Origin of the sequence: Superficieibacter sp. BNK-5 (assembly GCF_047456055.1) — a bacterium.
Lineage (GTDB): Bacteria > Pseudomonadota > Gammaproteobacteria > Enterobacterales > Enterobacteriaceae > Superficieibacter.
Map to the genome: position 1 here is coordinate 4788973 of NZ_CP179893.1, position 23870 is coordinate 4812842.

The 23870-nt window shown below is 56.4% G+C and carries 16 protein-coding genes; 3 read left to right on the forward strand and 13 right to left on the reverse strand.

Going from position 1 to position 23870, the window contains the following annotated elements:
* Positions 1-106: 106 nt before the first annotated feature.
* From bamB to ACMGGS_RS22915, 13 genes are all read right to left on the reverse strand, one after another.
* Entirely contained in the window at positions 107-1285 is a 1179-nt protein-coding gene (bamB, locus tag ACMGGS_RS22855; protein ID WP_414164502.1) for an outer membrane protein assembly factor BamB, read from the reverse strand.
* A gap of 10 nt (positions 1286-1295) precedes the next feature.
* Positions 1296-1916 (reverse strand): YfgM family protein, encoded by a 621-nt coding sequence (locus ACMGGS_RS22860; RefSeq protein WP_414164503.1) that lies wholly within the window; start codon positions 1914-1916, stop codon positions 1296-1298.
* A 13-nt stretch (positions 1917-1929) separates the two neighbouring features.
* A complete protein-coding gene (hisS, locus tag ACMGGS_RS22865) occupies positions 1930-3219 on the reverse strand; it encodes a histidine--tRNA ligase (RefSeq protein WP_414164504.1) in 1290 nt (429 codons plus the stop codon).
* A gap of 111 nt (positions 3220-3330) precedes the next feature.
* Positions 3331-4449, reverse strand: a complete 1119-nt coding sequence (ispG, locus tag ACMGGS_RS22870) for a flavodoxin-dependent (E)-4-hydroxy-3-methylbut-2-enyl-diphosphate synthase (RefSeq protein ID WP_176917136.1) — start codon at positions 4447-4449, stop codon at positions 3331-3333.
* 26 nt (positions 4450-4475) lie between these two features.
* Positions 4476-5480 carry a cytoskeleton protein RodZ gene (rodZ, locus tag ACMGGS_RS22875; protein ID WP_414164505.1) on the reverse strand — a complete coding sequence of 335 codons (1005 nt, stop codon included), beginning with the start codon at positions 5478-5480 and terminating at the stop codon, positions 4476-4478.
* 278 nt (positions 5481-5758) lie between these two features.
* Complete coding sequence (locus ACMGGS_RS22880) at positions 5759-6925, reverse strand: bifunctional tRNA (adenosine(37)-C2)-methyltransferase TrmG/ribosomal RNA large subunit methyltransferase RlmN (protein ID WP_414164506.1); 1167 nt, start codon at positions 6923-6925, stop codon at positions 5759-5761.
* A 152-nt stretch (positions 6926-7077) separates the two neighbouring features.
* Complete coding sequence (gene ndk, locus ACMGGS_RS22885; RefSeq protein ID WP_103677702.1) at positions 7078-7509, reverse strand: nucleoside-diphosphate kinase; 432 nt, start codon at positions 7507-7509, stop codon at positions 7078-7080.
* Positions 7510-7631: 122 nt separating this feature from the next.
* Complete coding sequence (locus ACMGGS_RS22890) at positions 7632-8510, reverse strand: 4Fe-4S binding protein (protein WP_414164507.1); 879 nt, start codon at positions 8508-8510, stop codon at positions 7632-7634.
* 2 nt (positions 8511-8512) lie between these two features.
* A complete protein-coding gene (locus ACMGGS_RS22895; RefSeq protein ID WP_414164508.1) occupies positions 8513-9313 on the reverse strand; it encodes a dimethyl sulfoxide reductase anchor subunit family protein in 801 nt (266 codons plus the stop codon).
* On the reverse strand, positions 9306-9935 hold the full coding sequence (locus ACMGGS_RS22900; RefSeq protein ID WP_414164509.1) for a DMSO/selenate family reductase complex B subunit: 630 nt from the start codon (positions 9933-9935) through the stop codon (positions 9306-9308). Before ACMGGS_RS22900 ends, ACMGGS_RS22895 begins: the two co-directional genes overlap by 8 nt.
* Complete coding sequence (locus tag ACMGGS_RS22905) at positions 9932-12313, reverse strand: DMSO/selenate family reductase complex A subunit (RefSeq protein WP_414164510.1); 2382 nt, start codon at positions 12311-12313, stop codon at positions 9932-9934. Before ACMGGS_RS22905 ends, ACMGGS_RS22900 begins: the two co-directional genes overlap by 4 nt.
* A gap of 163 nt (positions 12314-12476) precedes the next feature.
* Positions 12477-14801: a peptidoglycan glycosyltransferase PbpC gene (gene pbpC, locus ACMGGS_RS22910; protein ID WP_414164511.1), complete on the reverse strand. Its 2325-nt coding sequence runs from the start codon at positions 14799-14801 to the stop codon at positions 12477-12479.
* Between the two features lies 1 nt (position 14802).
* Positions 14803-19764, reverse strand: a complete 4962-nt coding sequence (locus ACMGGS_RS22915) for an alpha-2-macroglobulin family protein (protein WP_414164512.1) — start codon at positions 19762-19764, stop codon at positions 14803-14805.
* 265 nt (positions 19765-20029) lie between these two features.
* On the opposite strand from ACMGGS_RS22915, the gene ACMGGS_RS22920 reads away from it, so the two are divergent.
* The 3 genes from ACMGGS_RS22920 to sseA all read left to right on the forward strand — a co-directional run bounded on the left by ACMGGS_RS22920 (position 20030) and on the right by sseA (position 23869).
* On the forward strand, positions 20030-21574 hold the full coding sequence (locus ACMGGS_RS22920; RefSeq protein ID WP_414164513.1) for a PTS transporter subunit EIIC: 1545 nt from the start codon (positions 20030-20032) through the stop codon (positions 21572-21574).
* Between the two features lie 11 nt (positions 21575-21585).
* A complete protein-coding gene (locus tag ACMGGS_RS22925; protein WP_414164514.1) occupies positions 21586-22950 on the forward strand; it encodes a 6-phospho-alpha-glucosidase in 1365 nt (454 codons plus the stop codon).
* 76 nt (positions 22951-23026) lie between these two features.
* A complete protein-coding gene (sseA, locus tag ACMGGS_RS22930) occupies positions 23027-23869 on the forward strand; it encodes a 3-mercaptopyruvate sulfurtransferase (RefSeq protein ID WP_414164515.1) in 843 nt (280 codons plus the stop codon).
* The last annotated feature ends 1 nt before the right edge of the window (position 23870 follow it).

The window sequence follows — 23870 nt, forward strand, 5'->3', positions numbered from 1 at the left end:
TAGGCCCGATAAGCGAAGCGCCATCGGGCATAAAACAGTAATAATAAAAATAGCAAACGGCCCCTGACCTGGCAGGAGCCGTTTTTCACTGGATCAGCGCGCTGTGTTAACGCGTAATGGCGTACAGCGTACCGTCTTTCGCCTGGATCAGCAGTTTGCCATCCGCGACGACAGGTTCAGTCAGGAAGCCGGAGCTGTCCACTTCCTGCTGTGCGACGAAATGCCCATCGTCAGGATTAATCCAGTGCATATAACCTTCGCCATCGCCAACTACCAGGGAGCCGTTATAGAGCACCGGCGCGGTCAGATTGCGGTGCAGCAGATCGCTCTGCGTCCACTGTGTCACGCCGCCGTCGGTCGTCAGCGCCAGCAGACGGTCGTTCTGATCGACGATATAAATATGCCCACCGTCAACGATGAAATCATTGACCGAGCCCAGCTCACGTTTCCACATGATTTGGCCGCTACGCAGATCCAGCGCCGTCAGGTTACCGTTATAGGCGAGCGCGTAAATCACCCCGTCTACAACCACTGGCGTGGTATCAACATCGCTCAGGCGGTCGATTTCCGTTGGGCCGGTCGCCTGGGAAATACGCTGTTGCCAGATCATCTGGCCCTGCTCCATCAGCACCGCGCTGACGCGACCGTTGTCGCCGCCAACGATGGCAGCGCCAAAAGCGGTCACCGGCGCGGATTCACCACGCAGCGACAGCGCAGGCATGTCGAGGTTAACGGTCCACTTGACCGCGCCGCTCGCCTGATCCAGCGCCTGAAGCTGGCCATTGCTGGTGTGGATCAGCACCACGCCATCGCTGACCACCGGACGAGAAAGCGCTTCACCAGCGACGCTCGTCTGCCAGGCAACGGTACCGTCGCTGGTATTCAGTGCATACACCTGCGCTTTTTCGCTACCGACATAAACGTGGCCACCCTGGACCGTCACGCCGCCAGACAGCAACGCCGGAGAAGAGGACATCCAGCCCTGTTTTTCCGCCAGGTTAACGCTCCAGACCTCTTTACCGTCGTCCGCATTGACGGCTTTGACAGTACCGCGACGATCCGCCGCGTATACCACGCCGTCAGCAAAAGCCGGGTGGAGGTTAGAATAAAACTCGCCGATTCCGCTTCCCACGGATGTGTCCCACGCCTTGCTCGGCGTGAACTGGTTTTCAACCTGCGGCAGCGGAGACATTTTGACAACGTCTTCTTCGCCGTTAAACAGTGAGCAGCCGCTTAATAAAGTGACTGAAAGCACGCCAGGCAGAAGTAATTTACGCAATTGCATCGGGTCCCTCTCAGATGGACAAATTATTCATTTTCATGCGCATCATTTCGCTCAGCGCAGGCGAAGAGTCGCTTTTCACACCCGCTTCCCATGCAGCGTGCGCGCCCTTTTTATCACCTTTGCTCAGCAATATTTCACCACGCAAATCGGCGACAATAGCCGTCCAGCCTTCACCCTTGATATTTTCCAGCGTTTTCAGCGCCGCATCGGCCTGTTTTTGCTGAAGCTGCACGCGGGCGAGGCGCATGTTAATCACGGACTTCAAGTTTTCATCCGACGCGTCGGCTAGCCCTTGCTGTAACTGCTTACCGGCTTTATCCAGTTCGTTTTTGTCAACGTACTGCTGCGCCAGTTCCAGGGATGCAAAGGCCCCGTAGACGTTCTTATTTTCTGCCGCGAATTTCTCAGCAGCAGCCAATGTTTCCGGTTTATCGGCACGCAGCGCAGAAACGGTATTGTCATAGGTGAGTGATGAGGTTCTTGACGCCTCAACCTGATGACCCGTCCAGTAACGCCAGCCTACCAGCGCGCCTATACCTAAAATTACCCCAACGGCCAGCGCTTTGCCGTTTTCAGCGAAGAAGCGTTTGAGCGCCTCAACCTGTTCGTTTTCGTTCTCGTAGATTTCCACGCCGTCTTACTCCTTAGCCCAGTAAAGTGCGCAAATGCGCGGCAACACTATCCTGCTCGACTGCCGTTTGCTCACCAGAGCGCAAATCCTTCACTACAACGGTATGGTTAGCAACTTCAGATTCACCCAATACCAGTGCAACGCGGGCACCCCATTTGTCGGCACGGGCAAACTGTTTCTTAAAGTTGCCGCCACCGTGGTTTGTCATCAACTTCACGCCGGGAAACTCGTTACGCAGACGCTCAGCAAGGTTCAGTGCCGCAGACTGCGTTTCCGCGCCTGAAGCTACCAGGTATATATCGACAACAGGATCGGCAGTAAATTCCGGATTAACCGCCTGAACTAATAAAACAAGTCGTTCCAGGCCCATCGCAAAACCAACCGCCGGCGTTGCACGCCCGCCTAACTGTTCAACCAGACCGTCGTAACGCCCGCCGGCACAAACCGTGCCCTGCGCGCCAAGGCTGTTGGTGACCCATTCAAAAACGGTGCGGTTGTAGTAGTCAAGGCCACGAACCAAACGCTGATTGATAGTATAAGGAATGCCTACCGCTTTCAGCAGTTTACACAAGCCTGAAAAATGCTCGCGGGACTCATCATCAAGATAATCAGCCAGTTCAGGGGCATCGTTCAGCAACGCCTGCACCTGCTGATTTTTGGAATCCAGCACGCGCAGCGGATTGCTGTACATGCGACGTTTGCAGTCTTCGTCGAGCTGATCTTTATGCTGTTCAAGGAACGCGACTAAGGCTTCACGATAATTTGCGCGGGCATCGAGCGAGCCAATCGAATTCAGTTCAAGCGTTACGTGTTCAGCGATACCCAGTTCACGCCACCAGCGGGCAGTGAGCATGATCAATTCGGCATCGATATCCGGTCCCTGCAGGCCAAAGACTTCCAGCCCCATCTGATGAAACTGACGGTAGCGCCCTTTTTGCGGGCGTTCATGACGGAACATCGGACCGATATACCACAGGCGCTGTTCCTGGTTGTGCAGAAGCCCATGTTCAATACCAGCGCGAACACAGCCTGCCGTGCCTTCAGGACGCATGGTTAATGAGGTGACTTCTTCTGCATCGCGCTCACGATCGTTGAAAGTGTACATCTCTTTTTCAACCACATCGGTGACTTCACCAATAGCGCGTTTAAACAGATGCGTTTGCTCAAGGACAGGCGTGCGAATTTCACGGTATCCATAGGATTCAACGACACCCTTGATGATCTTCTCAACTCGTTGCCATACTGCGGTATCTTCCGGCAAATAATCATTCATACCGCGTACAGACTGAATTTTCTTTGACACGTTTATTCTCTATTCTGAATATAAATATGAACCCAAAGCGCTTCTCCGAACGATGCGGGAGCAGCAATACGGGTTCAATCATACACGGGAAGCTACGCGCTTCCCATCACGTTATTTTTCAAGTTGCTGCACGTCAATTCTGCGAGCCTGATCGAGAATGCTGGCCTTCGCCCGAATACGCGCTTCAAGCTGACCAATCATATCGTCGTTATCAAGACGGTCTTTACGCACACCATCTTCATACAGCCCGCTTTTTTTATTGCCGCCGGTTACGCCAAGCGTGGAAACCAGCGCTTCGCCAGGACCATTCACGACGCAGCCGATGATCGAGACATCCATCGGCGTAATGATATCTTCCAGTCGCTGCTCCAGCGCGTTGACCGTGCCGATCACATCGAACTCCTGACGCGAGCAGGTCGGGCAGGCGATGAAGTTGATCCCTCGTGCGCGGATGCGCAGCGATTTCAGGATATCAAAGCCCACTTTGATCTCTTCCACCGGATCGGCCGCCAGCGAGACGCGCAGGGTGTCGCCGATCCCTTCAGAAAGCAGGAGTCCGAGACCGATCGCCGATTTCACCGCCCCGCTGCGTGCGCCGCCCGCTTCGGTGATCCCAAGATGCAGCGGCTGATCGATTTGCTTCGCCAGCAGGCGATAGGATTCAACGGCGAGGAATACGTCGGAGGCTTTTACGCTGACTTTGAATTGATCGAAGTTAAGACGATCGAGATGATCCACATGGCGCATCGCGGATTCGAGCAGCGCCTGCGGCGTCGGCTCACCGTATTTTTCCTGCAGATCTTTTTCCAGCGATCCGGCATTAACGCCGATGCGGATGGGGATGTTTTTATCGCGGGCGCAGTCGACAACGGTGCGAATACGCTCTTCGTTACCGATATTGCCTGGGTTAATACGCAGACAGTCGACGCCGTATTCCGCCACTTTCAGCGCGATACGGTAGTCAAAGTGAATGTCCGCCACCAGCGGAACGTTCACCTGCTGTTTGATCAATTTGAACGCTTCGGCGGCGTCCATCGTCGGCACGGAGACGCGAACAATATCGGCTCCCACGCGTTCCAGCGCTCTGATTTGGTTAACCGTGGCCTCAACATCCGTCGTCCGGGTGTTGGTCATTGATTGTACGGCGATGGGCGCACCATCGCCGATTGGCACATTCCCCACGTAAATCCGTTTCGATTTTCTGCGTTGAATAGGGGCCTGGTTATGCATGAAAACTCTCCTGCGGTGCCCGTCTGTTACTGTGCTGCTGACTGGTCGGCATTGAGGGTCAGACGCGCAACCTGATTAGATCGTACAAAGCGGCTCAAATCGACCGGTTTGCCCTGGAACTGGATCTGAACCGCAGCCGGCGCACCGATTTTAAGCTTATACGGTAGCTGACCGGTAAGATTTAAATGACCACCGCTACGCTGGGTGCCGCTGTAAATTTTCTTGCCGGTAGCGTCAGCCACTTCCAGCCAACATTCGGCGTTGAAATCCATTACCAGCGCGTTGGCATCTGCCGGGGTGGTTACACCAGCCTGATCGGTAGGCAGCGGCGCGGGCGCAGCCGTTGGCTCAACACTGGCCTGAGAAGGTGAAACCACCGTATTTGCCTGCGTGTTTTCCGCTGGACCGGTGGCGGCAGGAGATGGGGTGGTGGCCGGCGCTGGCGTGGTTTGCGGCGCAGAAGCCGTATCCGGCGTCGTATTCAGCGGGACCGCGTTAGACGGCTCGGAATCCGGCGGCGTGCCGGTATCCATCGGAACGCTTTGATCGTGAGTGTCGCTGGCATTCAGTTCGGCGGAAGACTGCGCTTCCATCGTATTGATTTCTTCCTGCTGCGCTTTATGGTTTTGCCACCACCACAGGCCAGTAAAACTGAGCACGACAAAGAAAATAATCCAGGTAATAAAGCTCATCATCCAGCCGCCGCGCTTTTTGCGCTGCTTGCCGAGCGCAAATGTCTGCATCGGGGCGACTTTCGCCGCTCTCATCGGTGTCTGCTTCTCCATCATGGGGAGCAGTTCTTCTTCCGGAATATGCACCAGACGTGCATAGGAGCGGATGTAGCCACGCAGGAATGTTGAAGCCAGATCGGCAGGAGCCTTATCTTCTTCAATATCGCGAACCGTGGACACCTTCAGGCATAAGCGTTCTGCAACCGCTTGTTGGCTGAGTCCGAGTTGCTCACGGCCGTTGCGTAGTCGCACGCCGGTGGTTTGTGCTTCATGTTGGTCTTGGGTGGCTTCAGTATTCATTCGCTACAACTGCTGGTACGTGAAATTAAAATTCTGGTGCCGGCCAATGCCCGCACCGCGAAAAATTTGCCTGGTCAACAACAGACAGTATATGACTGTCAGGCTAACTATCACAGAGCAGCTTAAGCATGTGTTGCTAAGCTGTTGTTGTATCGCTACATACTGCCTTAAAGCTGGCAAAAACGCACCGTAATTATTGTCCTCACGAGTGGGTTTCTCCCAACCATTCAACATATTTATGCACTACGCGCCGGGCATGGCGCGTAGTGCTCAGCTTTTCAGACCGCCTTAACGGCAATCGGTTCACCCTGCATACGTTTACGCATTGTACGCTTAGTACGGTCGATAACATCCCCTGCCAGCTGTCCGCAGGCGGCGTCGATATCATCACCACGCGTTTTACGCACAATGGTGGTAAAACCATAGCTCATCAGCACTTTACAGAAGCGGTCAATGCGGCTGTTTGAGCTGCGACCATACGGTGCACCCGGGAACGGGTTCCATGGGATCAGGTTGATCTTACACGGCGTGTCTTTTAGCAGTTCTGCTAATTCATGCGCGTGCTCGGTGCCATCATTAACGTGATCCAGCATGACATACTCAATTGTTACCCGTCCCTGATTGGCGTTGGACTTATCCAGGTAACGACGTACTGAAGAGAGGAATGTCGCGATATTGTACTTTTTGTTAATCGGCACAATTTCATCACGGATTTGGTCGTTAGGCGCGTGCAGGGAAATGGCCAGCGCAACGTCAATCATATCACCCAGCTTATCCAGCGCAGGCACCACGCCTGAGGTAGAAAGGGTAACGCGACGTTTCGAGAGACCAAAACCAAAGTCGTCCAGCATAATTTCCATTGCTGGCACCACGTTAGTCAGGTTAAGCAGCGGCTCTCCCATCCCCATCATGACGACGTTGGTGATAGGACGTGTACCGGTGACTTTCATCGCGCCGACAATTTTCGCCGCGCGCCAGACCTGACCGATAATTTCCGACACGCGCAGATTGCGGTTAAAGCCCTGCTGAGCGGTGGAGCAGAATTTACACTCTAACGCACAGCCAACCTGTGAGGAGACGCACAGCGTCGCGCGATCGTCTTCCGGAATATAGACCGTCTCGACGCGCTGATCGCCAACGGCAATTGCCCATTTAATCGTGCCATCGGAAGAACGCTGTTCTTCAACCACTTCCGGGGCGCGGATTTCCGCGACCTCTTTAAGCTTGTTGCGCAGCACCTTGTTGATATCCGTCATATCATCAAAGTTGTCGCTGCAATAGTGGTACATCCACTTCATCACCTGATCGGCGCGGAAGGGTTTCTCGCCTAAGTCTTTAAAAAACTCGCGCATCTGCTGACGGTTGAGATCCAGCAGGTTAATTTTTCCATCTTTATTGGTAACCGCCGGGATGGCGATCTCAGGCGTGACATTAAGTTCTGACATAATTTAATCCGGCCTCGTTATTACACGTTATGGCCCCTGGAGGGTTGAAAAAGAAACGCCCCGTTATACGGGGGCGCTGCATTGTACAAATTATGCTGCACAGATGCCACGCCTGCGCGCGACATTCGTGAAATAAAGTGTAAAGAGAGGGATTAGCGGGTACGCGGGCACACTTCGCCTTCGCCGAAGAAGTAAGCGATTTCACGTTCAGCGGACTCGACAGAGTCGGAGCCGTGGGTGCCATTTTCGGTCAGGCTGTCTGCGTAATCCGCACGCAGGGTGCCCGCCAGCGCGTTCGCCGGGTTGGTGGCACCAAGAATTTCACGATGACGGCGCACAGCGTCTTCACCTTCCAGCACGGTAACCACGATCGGGCCGGACGTCATAAAAGAAACCAGGCCGTCGAAGAAAGGTTTACCCTGATGCTCAGCATAAAATCCACCCGCTTTCTCAGAGGTGAGATGCAGCATTTTGGTACCGACAATTTTCAGACCTGCTGTTTCAAAACGAGCAAAGATGCTGCCAATAACGTTTTTTGCCACCGCGTTCGGTTTGATGATGGAAAAAGTACGTTCAATAGCCATGATAACCTCTGTTTGTTGTTCTGCCGTTGCACATCGCGCGGGATCCAGGAGCGCGAATTATAATGAGCAACTGTAACGTTGCCTATGGATGAAGATAACATTTTTTTAAAATAAAATGAGTTTTAGCAACAAGTGCGGCGCATACCGTGCTGATGCTGGCGGCAAAGCGGGCATAAGCCGTTCTCACTCTCCCAGGAGGCAAAAGCACGCTGGCAGTTCGGGCATCGCACGGTAAACAGCGCTTGCTGGCTCAGGGGTTCACTGCGCGGCCCGGCCTCAAGCGTAATGGCCTGAGAGGGACAAACCGCCTGGCAATTTTTGCAGTCGGTACAACGTGCTGATTCAATCTCAAAAAAATTCCCTGTCAGGCGTAATGCCGTTTCCGGACAAACGCGTGTACAGGCCCCGCAAAGATAGCAGCGCTGGCGGTCAACGACCGGGATCGTCTCGCTAAATTGCGGATAAAGCTGGCGTAAACGACGCTTTCCCGTCGGCACGCTGGCACAATTCACTGACGCTTCACGCGCCTGAAACAATGCCCGCCTCGTTACGTTAACCCCGGTAGCCGCAGGCGGGTGCAGACGCCAGACTGGCTCCTGATAGCGCTGTAGCACCAGATTCAGACGCGCCACCGCCAGCGCCCAGCCGGGCTGCGCATCGACATCGCAGGCAACGGCACGAATGTGATAAAGACGATGCCAGATTAACAGTTCCGCCGTGCCCGCAGGCTGAAGAGACAGCGGCGCAACCAGCGCATCCTCGCGGTAATGGCGGGACGGCGCGGCAATACCGTGAATGGCTTCGCAGGGGCAGGTAAAGAGACAATCCCCACAGTGCAGGCAGCGTTCACTGGCAAGCGTTACCTTCCCTTCAACAAACGTCAACGCCTGTACGGGGCAGACATCCACGCAAGCCTGGCAGGAAGAACGTTGCAGAAAATGATGCGTGCAGGAGGCACCGATCGCCGGTGCCTCCTGATGTTGTGCCAGTAAGAAACGCACGGTTAGCCGATGCTAAAAAAGACAAAGCGCAGGATCACTTCTGCAATCACCAGCAGCAGGCTTCCGAGAATGAGCGCGCCCTTGGCTTTTCTCAGGCCGCCGACAGCGAAGCAAAAAAGGCCCACCACCGATACAACCCAGCCTGCAATATACACATCGTGTAGCTGTTGCAGGCGCACTAACGGCGCATGAGGAAGCGTGACGATCTGCTGGCTGGCGTCCATGATAGCGTTAAACCACAGTGGCTGGACCAGCAACCGGGCCAGGACCATGATAGCCACTACCACTACAGCGTACTTCGCCAGTGGTGGTAAGCAGGTCCAGCGCCCTTTCAACGCCATCAATGCGATTAGCACCGAGCCAACGATACCAGCGGTGCCGTAGAACAGAAACAGCGTATTGACGTGTTGCCAGGTGATCACCGAGGTATGCATGTAAATCTGCCCCATGCAATACACGTCAATGATGCCAAACACTGCCGCCAGTGGCAGTAGCAGGTTCCCGCCCGGCTTGCGGACAATCATCAACAGGCCGCTCAACCCCAGTACGGCGAGGTAGAGAGAGGCAAAGACCACCTCGCGGCTGAGCCAGGAGCTGGCAACGTGCCGCAACGCATTAAGCGCATTCAGTGGATACCCCATATGTAGCATTGAGGCCAGCAGGCCAATGCAGGCCATCACAAACGCGAGCACGACGCCGGGCAGCATGGAGCCGGCACGCGAACGCAGCAGCGCCAGCCATAAGGTCACGCCTACCGAGCCTTGCAGTAGCAGCGTAAAGAGCAGTAACGGTAACTCATGCATGACGATGCTCCTCTTTTTCTGCGCCCTGATGTGGCTTAATCACCAGGCTCGGATGCGTGATACTGGCTTCCGGTAATCCTTTCACGCTATCTACGCTGCCGTATTTCGCACGCAGCTCGTCGATGGGACCGAACTTAATCGCCCCCAGCGGGCAGGTTGCCACGCAGACCGGCTGCTCACCTTTGGCCTGTAAATCGACGCAGAAATCGCATTTGGACATCTGCCCGGTTTGCGTATTCAACTGCGGCGCGCCGTAAGGGCAGGACCACGCGCAGTAGCCACAGCCCACGCATTTATCGGTATTGACGCGCACGATCCCGTCGCCCGGACGCTTGTGCATTGCGGTGGTCGGGCAGTTTTTGGTGCATACAGGATCGGCACAGTGGTTACAGGAGATGGAAATCGTGTAGGCAAACACGTTGTTTTGCACCCCGCCCTGCCCGGTCGGAATAAATCCGCCACCAGTGACTTCATAGACGCGACGGAAACGGCGGCCCACTTCCAGGTTATTTTTGTCTTTGCAGGCGACCTGACAGGCTTTGCAGCCCGAGCAGCGTGAAGAGTCGATAAAAAAGCCCAGTTGTTTATCGCTCACCGGCGGATAGTCTTTAAACTGACTCATGCTTTGGCTACCTCCACGAGCATGGTTTGATGGGAGTTGCCTTTCGCCAGCGCCGTAATGCGGGCCGAACTCAGCACGTTGGCGCAGCCGCCACGGTCGATGCCATGTGCATCGGGTTGCCACCAGGCCCCCGCCTGCATTGCCACCACGCCGGGAATAATGCGCGGCGTCACTTCTGCCGGCACAATACTCACGCCGCGATCGTTATGGATACGCACGTCGTCGCCCTGTTTAATGCCGCGTTTTTGCGCATCCTGCGGGTTGATCCACAATTTTTGGATCTGCACTTCCTGCAACCAGGGGTTCGCGTACTGCGTGGAGTTGGCGCGGTTTTTGCCTTTCCAGGTAATCATCTGTAGCGGATATTTTTCGCTCAGCGCGTCTTCTGGCCCTTCATGGGCAGGGACATAGTGCGACAGCGCCGGAATTTCCGGGTGGTGCATGTCGTACAGCCGCTTTGAAAAAATTTCGATTTTGCCGGATGGCGTCGGGAAAGGATGATTTTCTGGATCGCGAATATTGTCCTCAAAGGCGATGTAGGGTTCGCTTTTGAACAGATGCTGCCGCGTTTTTTGCAGGGTGGCGAAATCCGGCAGATCCTCATCCGGCATCGCCAGACGGGTTTGCTCCCAGATATGTTCGATCCACGCTTTCTCGTCGCGTCCCTGACTGAACGCTTTTTCGATGCCTAATTTCGCCGCGACATCACGCAGCCACTCGTAGTCGGAGCGGCGTTCAAACTCAGGCTCGATCAGTTTTTCTGACAGCACCAGATAGCTGCCAGTGCCCCAGGTTTCACCGATATTCCACCGTTCCATAAAGCTGGTTTCCGGCAGCAGCAGATCGGCGTATTTGGCGCTCGGCGTCATGAACAAATCACTCGCCACAATGAATTCTATTTTGGACTCATCTTCCAGCAGGCGGGCCGCCTGATGCAGATCCGGGTTCTGGTTGGTGAGATAGTTACCGGCCAGCGAAAACAGCAGGCGAATATTGCTGTCGAGTTTTTCCGCCTCTTTCAGCCCGTCCTGCGGCGTGACTTTAGAGGCGTCATCTGCCGCCTGCATCCAGTTCATTACTGAAATTTGGGCTTTGACCGGGTTATCCGGCATTTCTGGCCCGACGCAGAATTTACGGTTGGCACAGCCGCCATAGCCCGCCGCCCAGCCGCCTTTTACGCCGACGTTACCGGTGATAGTCGCCAGCAGCGTCGAGCCACGCGCGGTACGTTCCCCGCAGTTGTGACGCTGCGGACCCCAGCCCTGAATCAGCGCCGCCGGTTTGGTACTGGCGTAATCACGCGCCAGCTGGCGAATGGTTTGTGCCGGAACGTGGGTGATCGCTTCCGCCCACTCAGGCGTTTTATGCACGCCGTCCTTCGCGCCGGTGAGGTATGCCACCAGAGATTCGTTTGCCGGCACGCCTTCCGGCATGGAGTCTTCATCAAAACCCAGCGTGTAACGACGAATAAAGGCCTCGTCATGCAGCTTCTCGGTGATGATGACGTACATCATCGCATCCATCAGCGCATTATCGGTGGTAGGCAGTAGCGGGATCCACTGATCGGCCAGCGACGAGACGGTATCCGAATAGCGCGGATCGACCACGATAAAGCGGGTTCCGTTCTGCTTCATTTGCTGAAAGAAGTGGTTGGTATGACCAAAGATAGTCTCCGTTGGATTATGTCCCCAGAGGATCACCAGTTTGGTGTCGAGCAATGTGTCCAGCGAATTGCCGCTGGCCGCCACACCGTAGGTATACGGCGTGGCGGCGGCGGTATTGCCCATACTGACCGAGTGATAGCTCGCCAGATAGCCCCCCGTCAGATTCAGCAGGCGCTGCGCCATAAGATTACCGGAGAAAGTGCCGCCAGAGGTGGCGGTACCAACATGCATATAGCGCGATGCCGGGCCGTATTTGGCAGTAATGCTTTTCAGCTTATCGGCAATCATCGTGGTGGCTTCGTCCCAGGAAATCCGCTCGAACTTCCCTTCCCCGCGCTTGCCAACGCGTTTCATCGGGTATTTCAGACGATCCGGATGGTAGACAAACTTACGGTAGCCGCGACCACGCACGCAGGCGCGCATAATGGGCATTTGCGGGTCGAGCGCGTCATCCGGGCGCGTGGAAATGCGGGTAACAACACCATCCTGCACATGCGCGCGAATGTCACATTTGCCGCCACAGTCGAAGGTGCTACAGGTGTGGACCACGCGCTCAGCGGTACTGCTTTCTGCCGCTGGCTGGACAGATGCGCTGGCTGCGTGGCCTGGCGCGGTAAAGAAAGGCAGGGCAATCATGGCGGAACTGGCCTGGAGGAAATGCCGCCGTGTTAAATGAGGTAACAACTCCTCGGGTGGGCTATTTTTCGAACTCATTACGCTTCATCCATAAATGAAAGCGATTTTGCCGCTTTCCGGATGAACGGCGTTTGACTACAGTCAAACAAACATAAGCTATTAATTTTTAAGTAACTTAACCGAAATAGTTCTTATTTGTATGGAGAGCATTTATCAGCAGTCTGATTTATTCCGCCTGTTTTCAGCGTAATTCAAACGTCACCGTCGCGACCTGCCCTGCGTCATCCATCACCACAAGCTGATAGCTCTGCACTTTTTCAAGTTGCAGAGTGATGACGTTTCCTGCCTCGCTCAGCGCTTCACCGTTTAAAAACCACCATCTGCGGCCCTCTCCGCCTGTCGTCTGAACCGGCAGCGATACCGTCATCTGGCCTGGCAAATGGCGAATGACCGCGCCTTCACGGACACCGGAGAGCACCAGCGGCAGGATGTTTTGCTGCTGTCGCGGCGGACAGGTGCGGGAAGCCGCCGGAAGACGCGCGGCGCGGCGCTCCGCTGTCGGTAGCCATGGCTCCAGCGGCAACGGCCAGACCTGAAGCTCTTTTTCCACGGCGTCCGGACAATCCGCCGCAACCCGCTGTCCGGCAGCATTCAGCCAGACAGGGAAACGAATTCCCCGAATGCCTTCCTGACCTGGCAGCAGCAGCGTCGGCGGCTGGCTGTGATCCAGCAGCCAGGTTGCCAGGCGGCGGCGGCAGTTGGTATCACCGGCGGGCAATGCCTGGCCTCCGGGCCAGCAAATCGTGGCGGCGCTGACCGATGACGGGCGCGGATCGACCGGCACACGTTCTCCCGAGGTGACGGGACACGATTGCAAAATATTATTAAGTTGATTAAGCAGCGGCACCGCGCTGGCGAAACCAAACTGGCCGGCCACCGGCGTCCCGTCCGGACGTCCGGTCCAGATGCCGATGGTATAACGGGCATTTAAGCCAATCGCCCAGGCATCGCGGTAGCCGTAGCTGGTGCCGGTTTTCCAGGCCAGTGGTGCGACGCGGGGCAAGGAGCCATCTGGCAGAGGTTGCTCTTCTCCGCCGAGGATGCGACGAATGATCCACGCGGCCCCCGGCGACAGTAGCGGTCGCTCGATCAGCGGATCGTCCGGCAGCAGACGCAGGCGGCCCGCTTTGCCGTGACGGGCAAAAGCGCTGTACGCGGCGGTGATATCTTCCAGCCTGGCCCCCGCGCCGCCGAGGATCAGCGACAGGTTAGGCTGGGCGTTTGCAGGCAGGATCAACGGTAGTCCGGCATTGCGCAGCCGGGCGGCAAACTGTTTCGGCCCGTAGGCTTCCAGCACCTGAACGGCGGGCAGGTTCAGCGAACGGACCAGCGCGTCGCTCATGCTGACCGGACCATGGAACCCGCTGTCAAAGTTACCGGGACGATAGTCACCGACCCGACGCGGCACGTCCTGAAGCAACGACGCCGGATGGATCAGCCCCTCATCCATCGCCATTCCATAAACAAAGGGTTTAAGCACCGATCCCGGCGATCGGATCGCTGCGACCATGTCCACATGCCCAAAGCGGCTGTCATCATTGATATCTGCCGAGCCTACCCAGCCACGCACTTTCATGTTGGTATGATCGACAACGATCATTGCCAGCGAACTGCGCGGCGGCAGGCGCGATTTCCAGTTCATCGCCAGCTCCTCCATCTGTCGCTGCAACGTCGCGTCGAGGGTAGTGACAATTTTATCCTGCTTACTTTTCGCCAGCACCCGGCGCGAAAACAGCGGGGCCAGCTGCGGCATCTGGCGGGGGAACAGCCAGACCGGCTCCTGCTGCGCCTCTTTTACGTGCGCCGCGGGCCAGACGCCCTGGGTGAGCATCCGTTCAAGGACTTTGTCCCGCGCCGCCTGAGCGCGTTCCGGCCAGCGATCCGGGCGCAGGCGGCTGGGGGCCTGCGGTAATACGGCTAATAGCGCGGCTTCCGAATAGCTGAGCTGTGCCGGGGCTTTTCCAAGATAGGCCCAGCTGGCCGCGCCAACACCCTGTAGCGTACCGCCAAACGGCGCACGGTTGAGATAAAGCGTAAGGATATCGCGTTTTGACAGGTGCCATTCCAGTTGCAGGGCGCGCCAGACCTGGCGGATCTTGCCGCCAAAGGTACGCGGATGCGGGTCAAGCAAGCGCGCCACCTGCATGGTGAGGGTGCTGCCGCCAGAGACGACATGCCCAGAGGTGAGATCCTGCCAGGCAGCACGGAGTATCGCCAGCGGGTTAATGCCAGGATGTTTCCAGAACCAGCGGTCTTCATATTGCAGCAGCGCCTCGATATAGCGCGGCGAGACCTCCTCCGGGGTAACCGGATAACGCCAGATCCCATCAGCATCGGCAAAGCGCCACAGTGGCGTGCCGTCTTCCGCCACCACCACGCGTGCAGGGGTAACCTCTTTTAACGGCAACGGCCACAGGCGATCGGCAGTGAAGACCGCCAGCCACAGCATCAATGGAAAACCCGCCAGCCAGAGCCAGCGGGTCTTTATTTTACGCAGTGCAGGCATATTATGGCGTGACGATTAGCGGTCCATTCGTCGTTCCGGTGGCGCGCCACTGGGGAACATACATGGATTCCACCTGCGGCGCAGGCAGCTGATAGGTCCCCGGCGTTACCGCACGCGCCAGATAAACCAGCGTCACCGGCTGCCCTTCATTCACCGCCACTGCCGCCACAAAGCGATCGTCGCGGAATTCAACGTGCTGAATATCCGCCTGCTGCATTTGCGTGACCAATGCCTGTACTTCTGTAGCATTATCTTCAAGGCTGGCGCTGCTGTTGGCAAGGTTCTGGTTTTCCAGCTCCAGGCCCGCAGGCAGCAGATCGACCACCAGCGCGTCCGGCACGTTCTGGCTGGCCGTCACTTCAAGCTGGACGAGTACCAGATCGCCGCTACGCAGCGCGCTCAGTGATTTCGTCTGCCCTTTGGTGTCATAGATATGGCGTTCAATATGCAGCACATTACTTGACGGCGCGGGCGCATATTCAGGATAGCCCGTGCTGTCCAGACGCAGCCACAGCGGCTGGCTACCGGTGTTGGTCACCTGAAGCGCCGATAGCTGATCGGCCGTCACATTCCGCACCTGCGCTTTATCGGCGCTGAGCGGCTGCGCATCAAGCGAGGTTTGCGCCTGCCAGTTACCCGGCAGATCCTGTAATCCTCTGGCGGCAAGGAACAGGGCGTTGGTTTCCTGCGTTGAAAGCCAGCGCTGACCAAATGCCTCTTCCGAAAGCGTTGTCAGCAGACGGTTTTGCTGATCTGGCAGCAGATTGTTTTCTTTCAACAGCGTCAGCATCATGGCGTCATCGCGCAGCACGCTGCCGTAGTCTGCCACCCAGACGTGATTGTTGGTCCGCGGCGTTTTCATCGCCAGTTGAAGCGCCTGCTCGCTGCGCGGTGCATCGCCCATCGCTTTCAGCGCGATGCTGAGCTGCAACAGCGGCAGACCAGAGGCCGCCTGTTCATGACGATCCCAGATTTCACGCAGTGCACCCAACGGCGCTTTCTGCTGACGTGCCAGCACCAGCGCGGCGTAAGCCTGCGCCGCAAAGCGGCTCGCCTGAGCGTTATCGCTGTAGCGAATGGTCATCAGCCCCGGCTCCTGGAGATAGCGCAGCAAACGGTTGTTGCCTTTGCTCATCGCCTCTGCCGGAACGCTATACCCCTGTTCGCTGGCGCGAACGAGGAAATCCATCACATAAGCGGTAAGCCAGTACTCTTCCTGACCCTCTTTATCCCACAGGGCAAAACCGCCGTCTGCGCGCTGCATTTGCAGCAGGCGGGAGATGCCAAGGTCAATCGCGGCACGGCGTTGTTCATCGCTGTCGCCTTTAATACCCAGCGTTTTCAACTGCGCGGCGCTGGTATAAAGCGACGGGAAAAGGCCGCTGGTGGTCTGCTCAAGGCAACCGTAAGGATAAGCTTTCAACTCACGGATATAGCGCGCCAGATTCAGCGGCGGTTTACCGCTCAGCAGCAACTGGCCCTGCAGGGTCGCCGGCGAGAAGTTCTGGAGCGCACCCGCCGGTATCTGCCAGCTTTCACCCGCCTGAAGCACGGTACCCATATTCACGGTTTGTGCCGTGAAAGCCGGACGCACGCCAAGTTTCCACTGTTTTTGCATCGGCGGCAGATTTTCACCCGGCAGGTTAACGCCGCTGATGGTGGCATCAATTTCCCCCTCGCCATAACCCTCCTGCGCACTCACCGGCACGAACAGCGTAACGCGCACGCCTGGATCGATTTTCAGCGGCTTCGGCTGCGCACCTTCCAGGGTTAGCAGGCCGCTGGTTTTAAGGGCGACGTTGAGCGTTTGCGGTTTATCGGTCAGGTTAGTGACGTCCAGCGTCAGACGAGAAGCATCGCCGCTGGCGATAAAGCGCGGCATATTGATTTCGGCAATCACCGGCGCGGCAACCACCACTTTATCTTCGCTGCTGCCAAAGTCTTCCGTCGTCCACGCCTGCGCCATCACGCGCAGTTCACCGTTAAAATCGCCAATGGGCAGCGTGACCGTACCTTCACCGTTGTCATCCAGCACCACTGGCTGTGCCTGCTGAGCGATGATGTTAACGTGATTAACCGGCGGTTTACCCCCACGGTTAAGTTCGTCACCGTCACCACCAAATCGCAGGCTGGCAAGACGCCCCTGCCCTTCAATGACCTGACCGTAGATATCGTAAATATCCGCGCCATAGCGTTTTTGGCCGAAGAAGGCTTTCCACGGATCCGGCGTCACATAGTCAGTAATGTTCAGCACGCCGCTATCTACCGCGGAGAGCAGGACGTTAACCTGTTTCGGCAGCGTCCCCTCTTTCACGCTGGCTTTCACTTTCACCGTCAGCGGCTGGTTAGGACGCATTTTGTCCGGGCTATCCAGCGCAATATTCAGACGACGATTTTCATCGCCCATCGGCAGGTGCAGAATGCCAACGGCGCGTTTCGGCGTGGCCGAGCGGGATTTATCGCCGGGACGAACCACCTGCGTACTCAGATAGAGATCGTGACGGTTCCAGTTTTTATCGATGGGAATAGTGAGGTCCATACCGTCGGCGGGAACGTCAATTTCCTGCCACCACAGCGGCCCTTCACTGGACTCAACCATCGCATAGCCTTTCCCGGCGGCAGGCGCGGCGATATGCAGCTTAATACTGTCGCCCGGTTTATAGAAGGCTTTGTCCAGCTTCATGGTCACGCGATCCGGACGTGCTGAGCCAGTGCCATCGCTATTATCCTGCCAGCTGTAACCGGCCCAGAAGCGCACGCTGCTGACCGTGTCATTCGGCGCTTTCACTTCCAGACGATAAGAACCCCATTCGACCGGGAAGCTGACTTTGCCAGTGGCATCTGCGGCCAGATCCAGCGACTGTTCGCCTTCCACCAGATCTTTCTGATCGAACTGCGATGCCCAACCTTCGCTTTCGGACCAGTTCCAGTAGTAGTCGCGGCGTTCGCGGATCAGGCGAACCTGCAACCCTGAAACCGCTTTTTTCTGCCCTTGCGCATTGGCGTAGACAATATCAAACGCCGCGTTGCTGTTTTCTTCAACCACCGGCTGAGTGACGGTAGCGTCGGTGCGATAGTCATATACGGATTTGCTGGCAAACTGAGGGCGGATACCCGGCAGTGTATCCGCCGGCCAGATAGCCTGTTCGGCACGACGGGTGACCGGACGACCACCGGATTCCAGCAGGCTGGCCTGAAGCAGTACCTGCAACGGCGAATGCACTTCCTGCCACTGGCTCTCAGTGCTCACCTGTCCGCGACCTTTCGCATCCAGCTTCAGGTTGACCTCATCCAGCGTGCGCGAGAGGTTATCTTCGCTGACATCGCCGAACTGGAAGCCAGGCAGAGCTTCAACCGCCTCACGCAGCGGGCGCAGGAACAGTTTGCCCTGTAGGGTGTTGCTCGCCGCCGGTGCGCCGTACAGATAATAGCCAACCACGTCAAAATTAACGCTATCGGCCGGGGCCAGCGGGGTTTTTTGCGCGGTCAGATTCAGCGCCATCCGTTCCGGCATAAAATCTTCAACGTTGAAATCCCACAGGCGCGGCTGGTTATCGCCGGTATTGGCGCGAATGTGCCACATCCCGGTTGCCGCCGTGCTTTCCAGCGGGTAGTTAAAGCGATATAGCCCGTTTTCCGCCTTGCTCACTACCGTGCGGATCACTTGTCCGTCAGGCTTGATGACTTCCAGCTTAACCGGCTGATCGGCCAGCGCTTTACCGTCGCTGTCACGCAGTAAGCCGTTGAGGATCACCGTTTCGCCCGGGCGATAGAGATCGCGAGGGCCAAACATGAAAAATTGTTTACTAAAACCCGGGTCGCCGGCGATTTTAAACTCGGCCAGATCCAGCGCCGGGAGATTAAGATCCAGCAAGGTGGTCTGCCCGTCTTTACGCGCCAGCAGCAACGCTCCGGCTTTTTCACTTTGCAGCGTAGTGCGACCGTGACTGTCGCTGGTGGCCTGCGCCAGGGTTTGCCCTTTTTCATTCAGCAGCATAACCTCTACGCCGGACTGCAAAGCGCCGTTTTCCAGGCTCTGAGTAAAGACTTCCAGCCGGTTATGGTAGCGGTGGGTCGAGAGGCCGATATCGCTCAGCGTAAACAGCGTGGCGGCATTGCTGTAACTGTAATGCCCGGCCTGATTCATGACCGCAATATAAACGCCCGCCTGCTGTAACGGTTTGATGTCGCCAAGCGGCAGCATCAGTTTTTCCTGGGTATTTTTGGCCGGATTGAGGTCGAAACGCCCGGTATAGACCAGGTCGGCCATCTTCAGCAGTTCATCCGATTCCCAGTTTGACAGCGAGCTGCGATATTCCCACTGGCTAACGAAAGCCGCCAGCGATTCAGGTTTCACGCGGAAAAAATTAACGTCGATGTTATCAACGTTCAGCGCCATGACCGGCAGGCCTTCAACCACTTTGCCCGGCAGCAGCGAACCACGGCTGGCAAAGCCGACAGACGGCTGAATATTACGCGTGGTGATGGCTTTCTCAAAAGATTTGCCGAAGGTCGCTTTGTTGAGCGCGGTGACACCCGCATCGACAGTGAGCACCAGGTTGCGGTTTGGCTCCAGATGGCGCAAACGCAGTTCTTTCAGATTAGGAGCCAGTTCCCACGCGCCGTCAACCTTGCCCTCTTTTTTATCGACCAGATGGACGGTGCGGGAAAAATCCTGCTCGGGATCGAGGGGGATAGAGAATGTGAGCACCAGCGTCGCGGCACCTTCAAGCTGAACTTCAGAAGCATCCAGCAAATTCAGCGCCTTGCCCTGACTTTGCGCCGCCAGTTTTTTAAGCTGTTCAGCATCCGGTTTTGCCGGTGGCGTTTTCGCCTGCTCTGTCGTTGAGGTCGACGCGGCTGCCGGAGCCGCCGCCTGAGTTTTATTATTGTCATAGCATCCAGCAAGGCTGAAGGCGGCCACCAGCGTAAGCGTTAGTGCCGTCAGGCGGAACTGTTTCATTTATTAATCCCTGGCCGAAAAGCCGTCAATCACGGTTGACAATATTATGCGCGACTTTCAGGAATACAAAAGTCCGAATAATGGTTGTTGAATCTTTATCGCAAGATATTTTTTGCTATTGCAGGTTGTTACATCACTCACACTCTGGAAAGTAACATGTTACATCGGACGTCATTTGTTTTTAAAACAATCAGATAGATGAATTAACAGCCTGACAGACTGCTACGTTAGTACTATCGAGCGGTTCCATAACAGAGGGAAAAGTATGAAACGAGCCGTTAACGCCCTACAAAACTTCGGCAAGTCACTTTACGGCCCGGTACTCATCTTACCTATCGTCGGGTTGTTTATCGCCTTTGGTAACATTCTGGGTAACGGTAATCTGGCCGAATACCTGCCTTTTCTCGGCTATCCACTGGTGCAGAGCATCGGGCAACTTATTGCCAAATCCGCCGTGTCGGTGCTGGTCAATCTGGCGCTGGTGTTTGCGGTGGGCATTCCCATCGGCCTTGCCACGCGGGATAAGGGCTATGCGGCACTGATCGGCCTGGTGACGTTTGTGGTGTTTATCAACGCCATGAACGTGACGTTACAGCTTCAGGGCGCGCTGGCTCCCGCCGAGCAGATGCGCGCCGCCGGGCAAAGTATGGTGCTGGGCGTGCAGGTGCTGGAGATGGGCGTGTTTGCCGGGATCCTGACCGGCGCGCTTTCCGGCTACCTTTATAACCGCTATTCCGGGGTGCAGTTTTCCGGGGCGATGGCGATTTACTCCGGTCACTGTTTTGTCGCCATTATCATGCTGCCGGTGTCGATTGTTCTCGGCGTGGTGATGAGCGAAATCTGGCCGTTCGCCCAGCAGGGCATCAGCACGCTGGCGTTGTTGATTAAAAGCTCGGGTGCCTTTGGCGTCGCCATTTATGGTTTTCTTGAACGTATTCTGGTGCCTACCGGCCTGCATCATCTGGTCTATACCCCTTTTCTGTATACCGAACTGGGCGGCACCTCAGATGTTTGCGGGGCGATGTATCAAGGCGCGCGTAATATTTACTTCGCTGAAATGGCCTGCCCGAACGTTAAGCAATTAAGCAGCACCGTGGTCTGGGACGCGCGCGGCATCAGTAAGATGTTTGGTCTGCCCGCCGCCGCGCTGGCGATGTACGTCACCGCCAGACCGGAGCGTAAAGCGGCGGCAAAAGCGATTCTGATCCCTGCCGCGCTGACCTCGATGCTGGTCGGCGTCACGGAGCCTATCGAGTTTTCCTTCCTGTTTGTCGCGCCGATGCTGTTTGTGGTCCACGCCGTACTGACCGGCATCGGCATGATGCTGTTTTATCTGCTGGGCGTTCATGCCATCGGCGCAAACGGCATTATCGATTTCGTGCTTTACAACCTGCCGCTCGGCACGGAGAAATCCAACTGGCCGATGTACATCGTGGTGGGGCTGATTATGTCGGTGCTCTATTTCGTGGTCTTCCGCTTCCTGATCCGTCATTTCGATATGAAAACGCCGGGGCGTGAGGAAGAGGAGCAGGAGACGCGCCTGTACAGCAAGCAGGATTACCAGGCAAAAGGCCAGAATGACGGACTTGGCGAAGCGATTATCGCCGGGCTGGGCGGACGCGAGAATATCGACGTCGTCGATAACTGCTACACCCGCCTGCGCGTCACGGTCAAAGACGTCGCCACCATCGACGAGCCGCGTCTGAAGGCCACCGGTGCGAAAGGCGTCATCAAACAAGGCAATAACGTTCAGGTAGTCTACGGGCTGCATGTGAAAAAAATGCGCGAGGCCGTTGAGTCGGTACTCTGAAGGAGGCAAAAATGTTGAAACCCCCATTTATTTTATCCATCGCGGGCGGTGGTAGCACCTACACCCCTGGCATCGTCAAAAGTCTGATGATGCGGCTGGAGGATTTCCCGCTGGCTGAAATTCGCCTCTACGACATTGATGAAGCCCGGCAGAATACCATTGCGCCGGTAGTAGAAAAAGTCATCCGCGATCACAGTCAGTCGATTAAATTTACCGTCACCGGCGATCCAGAAACCGCCTTCAGCGGCGCGCATTTTGTTTTTGCCCAGATGCGCGTCGGCCAGTACAAGATGCGCGAACAGGATGAAAAAATCCCGCTGAAACACGGTGTGGTGGGTCAGGAAACCTGTGGACCAGGTGGGCTGGCCTACGGGCTGCGCACTATCCTGCCGATGGTCGAACTGATCGACATGGCGGAACGCTATGCCGATAAAAAAGCATGGATTGTGAACTATTCAAACCCGGCGGCGATTGTCGCTGAAGGCGTGCGCCGCCTGCGGCCTAATGCCCGGGTGCTGAACATTTGCGACATGCCGGTAGCGGCAATGCGCAATATGGGCGCGATCCTCGGCGTGGACAGGCATAAATTGCAGGTGGATTATTTTGGTCTCAACCACTTCGGCTGGTTTACGCGCGTACTGGTGGATGGCGAAGATCGCCTGCCTGAACTGCGTCGTCATATTTCCGGTTTCGGTCTGCTGACCGAGGATGCGGCGCAAACCGATCCACAGCATGCCGATCCATCGTGGGTGAAAACCTGGCGCAACATTAAGCCGATTATGGATCATTTCCCCGAGTATCTGCCGAATCCGTATCTGCAATATTATTTGATGCCCAATGACATCGTGGAGCATCAGGATCCGAATTACACCCGCGCGAATGAAGTGATGAACGGGCGCGAGAAAAAGCTGTTCGCCGCCGCCGAAGAGTATAAGCGCAGCGGGATCTTGCCGGATGCGTTTCACGTCGGCGTGCACGGAGCGTTTATCGTTGATGTCGCCTGCTCGCTGGCTTTCGATCTGCGCCAGCGCCATTTGGTTATCGTCGAGAATAAGGGCGCGATTGCTAACCTGCCTTATGATGCAATGGTCGAAGTGCCTGCTTATATCACCAGCGAAGGGCCGGAGCCGGTCAGAATGGGCGCAGTGCCGCTGTTTCACCAGACGCTGCTGATGCAGCAACTTGCTTCAGAACAGTTGCTGGTGGAGGCGACGATTGAGGGAAGCTATGAGAAAGCGCTTCAGGCTTTTACGCTGAACCGTACCGTTCCGACCATGCAGCATGCGAAGGCGATCCTCGATGATATGATCGAGGCCAACCGCGATTACTGGCCGCAACTGCAACAAGCCTGGCAAAATGGGGAGGCGATCAAATAATTTCGCCGTGGGCTTGCTTGTCGGCGTGAGAAAAAACACCGACAATTCAGAGATGATGAATACAACGGAGGCAAGCATGTCCACTTCATTTTTTGTCGCGGCCGACTGGCTGACTGAACACGCTGCGGATCCTGAAATCCAGATTATTGACGCCCGAATGGCACCTCCGGGAGTGACCGATCGTGACGTAGTGGAAGAGTATCGCGCCGGGCATATCCCCGGCGCGATTTCATTTGATATTGAAGCGCTTTCCGATCATACCAACCCCCTGCCCCATATGATGCCGCGCCCGGAAGCCTTTGCGGTTGCCATGCGCGAGCTTGGCGTGAGTAAAGATAAGCATCTGGTGGTTTACGACGACGGCAACCTGTTCTCTGCGCCGCGCGCATGGTGGATGCTGCGCACGTTTGGCGCTCAGCACGTCTCGATTCTGGCCGGAGGGCTGGTTGGCTGGTTGCGCGACGATCTCCCGCTGGAGTCAGGGGTTGCCAGCGTGTCCGAAGGCGAGTTTGAAGCGGAATATGACAGTGAGGCGGTAAAAAGACTGACCGACGTGATGCTGGTCAGCCATGAGAGGACGGCGCAACTGGTCGATGCGCGTCCCGCCGCCCGTTTTAACGCTGAAGCGGATGAACCGCGGCCCGGTCTGCGCCGCGGTCATATTCCCGGTGCACTTAACGTGCCGTGGAACGATCTGGTGGTCAACGGCGAGCTGAAAACGACCGATGAGCTGAGCGAGATATTTGCGGGCCAGGGCGTTGACCTGAGAAAGCCCATCATCGCCAGCTGCGGCTCCGGCGTTACGGCGGCGGTGGTCGTGTTGGCCCTGACAACGCTTGGCGTCAATGATGTGAAGCTCTATGACGGCTCCTGGAGCGAATGGGGCGCACGCGCCGATTTGCCGGTTGAACCCGCATAGT

Coding starts and splice junctions, on each gene's coding strand:
- bamB (WP_414164502.1), bottom strand. CDS start 1,285: ATGCAATTGCGTAAATTACTTCTGCCTGGCGTGCTTTCAGTCACTTTA.
- ispG (WP_176917136.1), bottom strand. CDS start 4,449: ATGCATAACCAGGCCCCTATTCAACGCAGAAAATCGAAACGGATTTAC.
- rodZ (WP_414164505.1), bottom strand. CDS start 5,480: ATGAATACTGAAGCCACCCAAGACCAACATGAAGCACAAACCACCGGC.
- ACMGGS_RS22880 (WP_414164506.1), bottom strand. CDS start 6,925: ATGTCAGAACTTAATGTCACGCCTGAGATCGCCATCCCGGCGGTTACC.
- ndk (WP_103677702.1), bottom strand. CDS start 7,509: ATGGCTATTGAACGTACTTTTTCCATCATCAAACCGAACGCGGTGGCA.
- ACMGGS_RS22895 (WP_414164508.1), bottom strand. CDS start 9,313: ATGCATGAGTTACCGTTACTGCTCTTTACGCTGCTACTGCAAGGCTCG.
- ACMGGS_RS22900 (WP_414164509.1), bottom strand. CDS start 9,935: ATGAGTCAGTTTAAAGACTATCCGCCGGTGAGCGATAAACAACTGGGC.
- ACMGGS_RS22905 (WP_414164510.1), bottom strand. CDS start 12,313: ATGAGTTCGAAAAATAGCCCACCCGAGGAGTTGTTACCTCATTTAACA.
- pbpC (WP_414164511.1), bottom strand. CDS start 14,801: ATGCCTGCACTGCGTAAAATAAAGACCCGCTGGCTCTGGCTGGCGGGT.
- ACMGGS_RS22915 (WP_414164512.1), bottom strand. CDS start 19,764: ATGAAACAGTTCCGCCTGACGGCACTAACGCTTACGCTGGTGGCCGCC.
- ACMGGS_RS22920 (WP_414164513.1), top strand. CDS start 20,030: ATGAAACGAGCCGTTAACGCCCTACAAAACTTCGGCAAGTCACTTTAC.
- ACMGGS_RS22925 (WP_414164514.1), top strand. CDS start 21,586: ATGTTGAAACCCCCATTTATTTTATCCATCGCGGGCGGTGGTAGCACC.
- sseA (WP_414164515.1), top strand. CDS start 23,027: ATGTCCACTTCATTTTTTGTCGCGGCCGACTGGCTGACTGAACACGCT.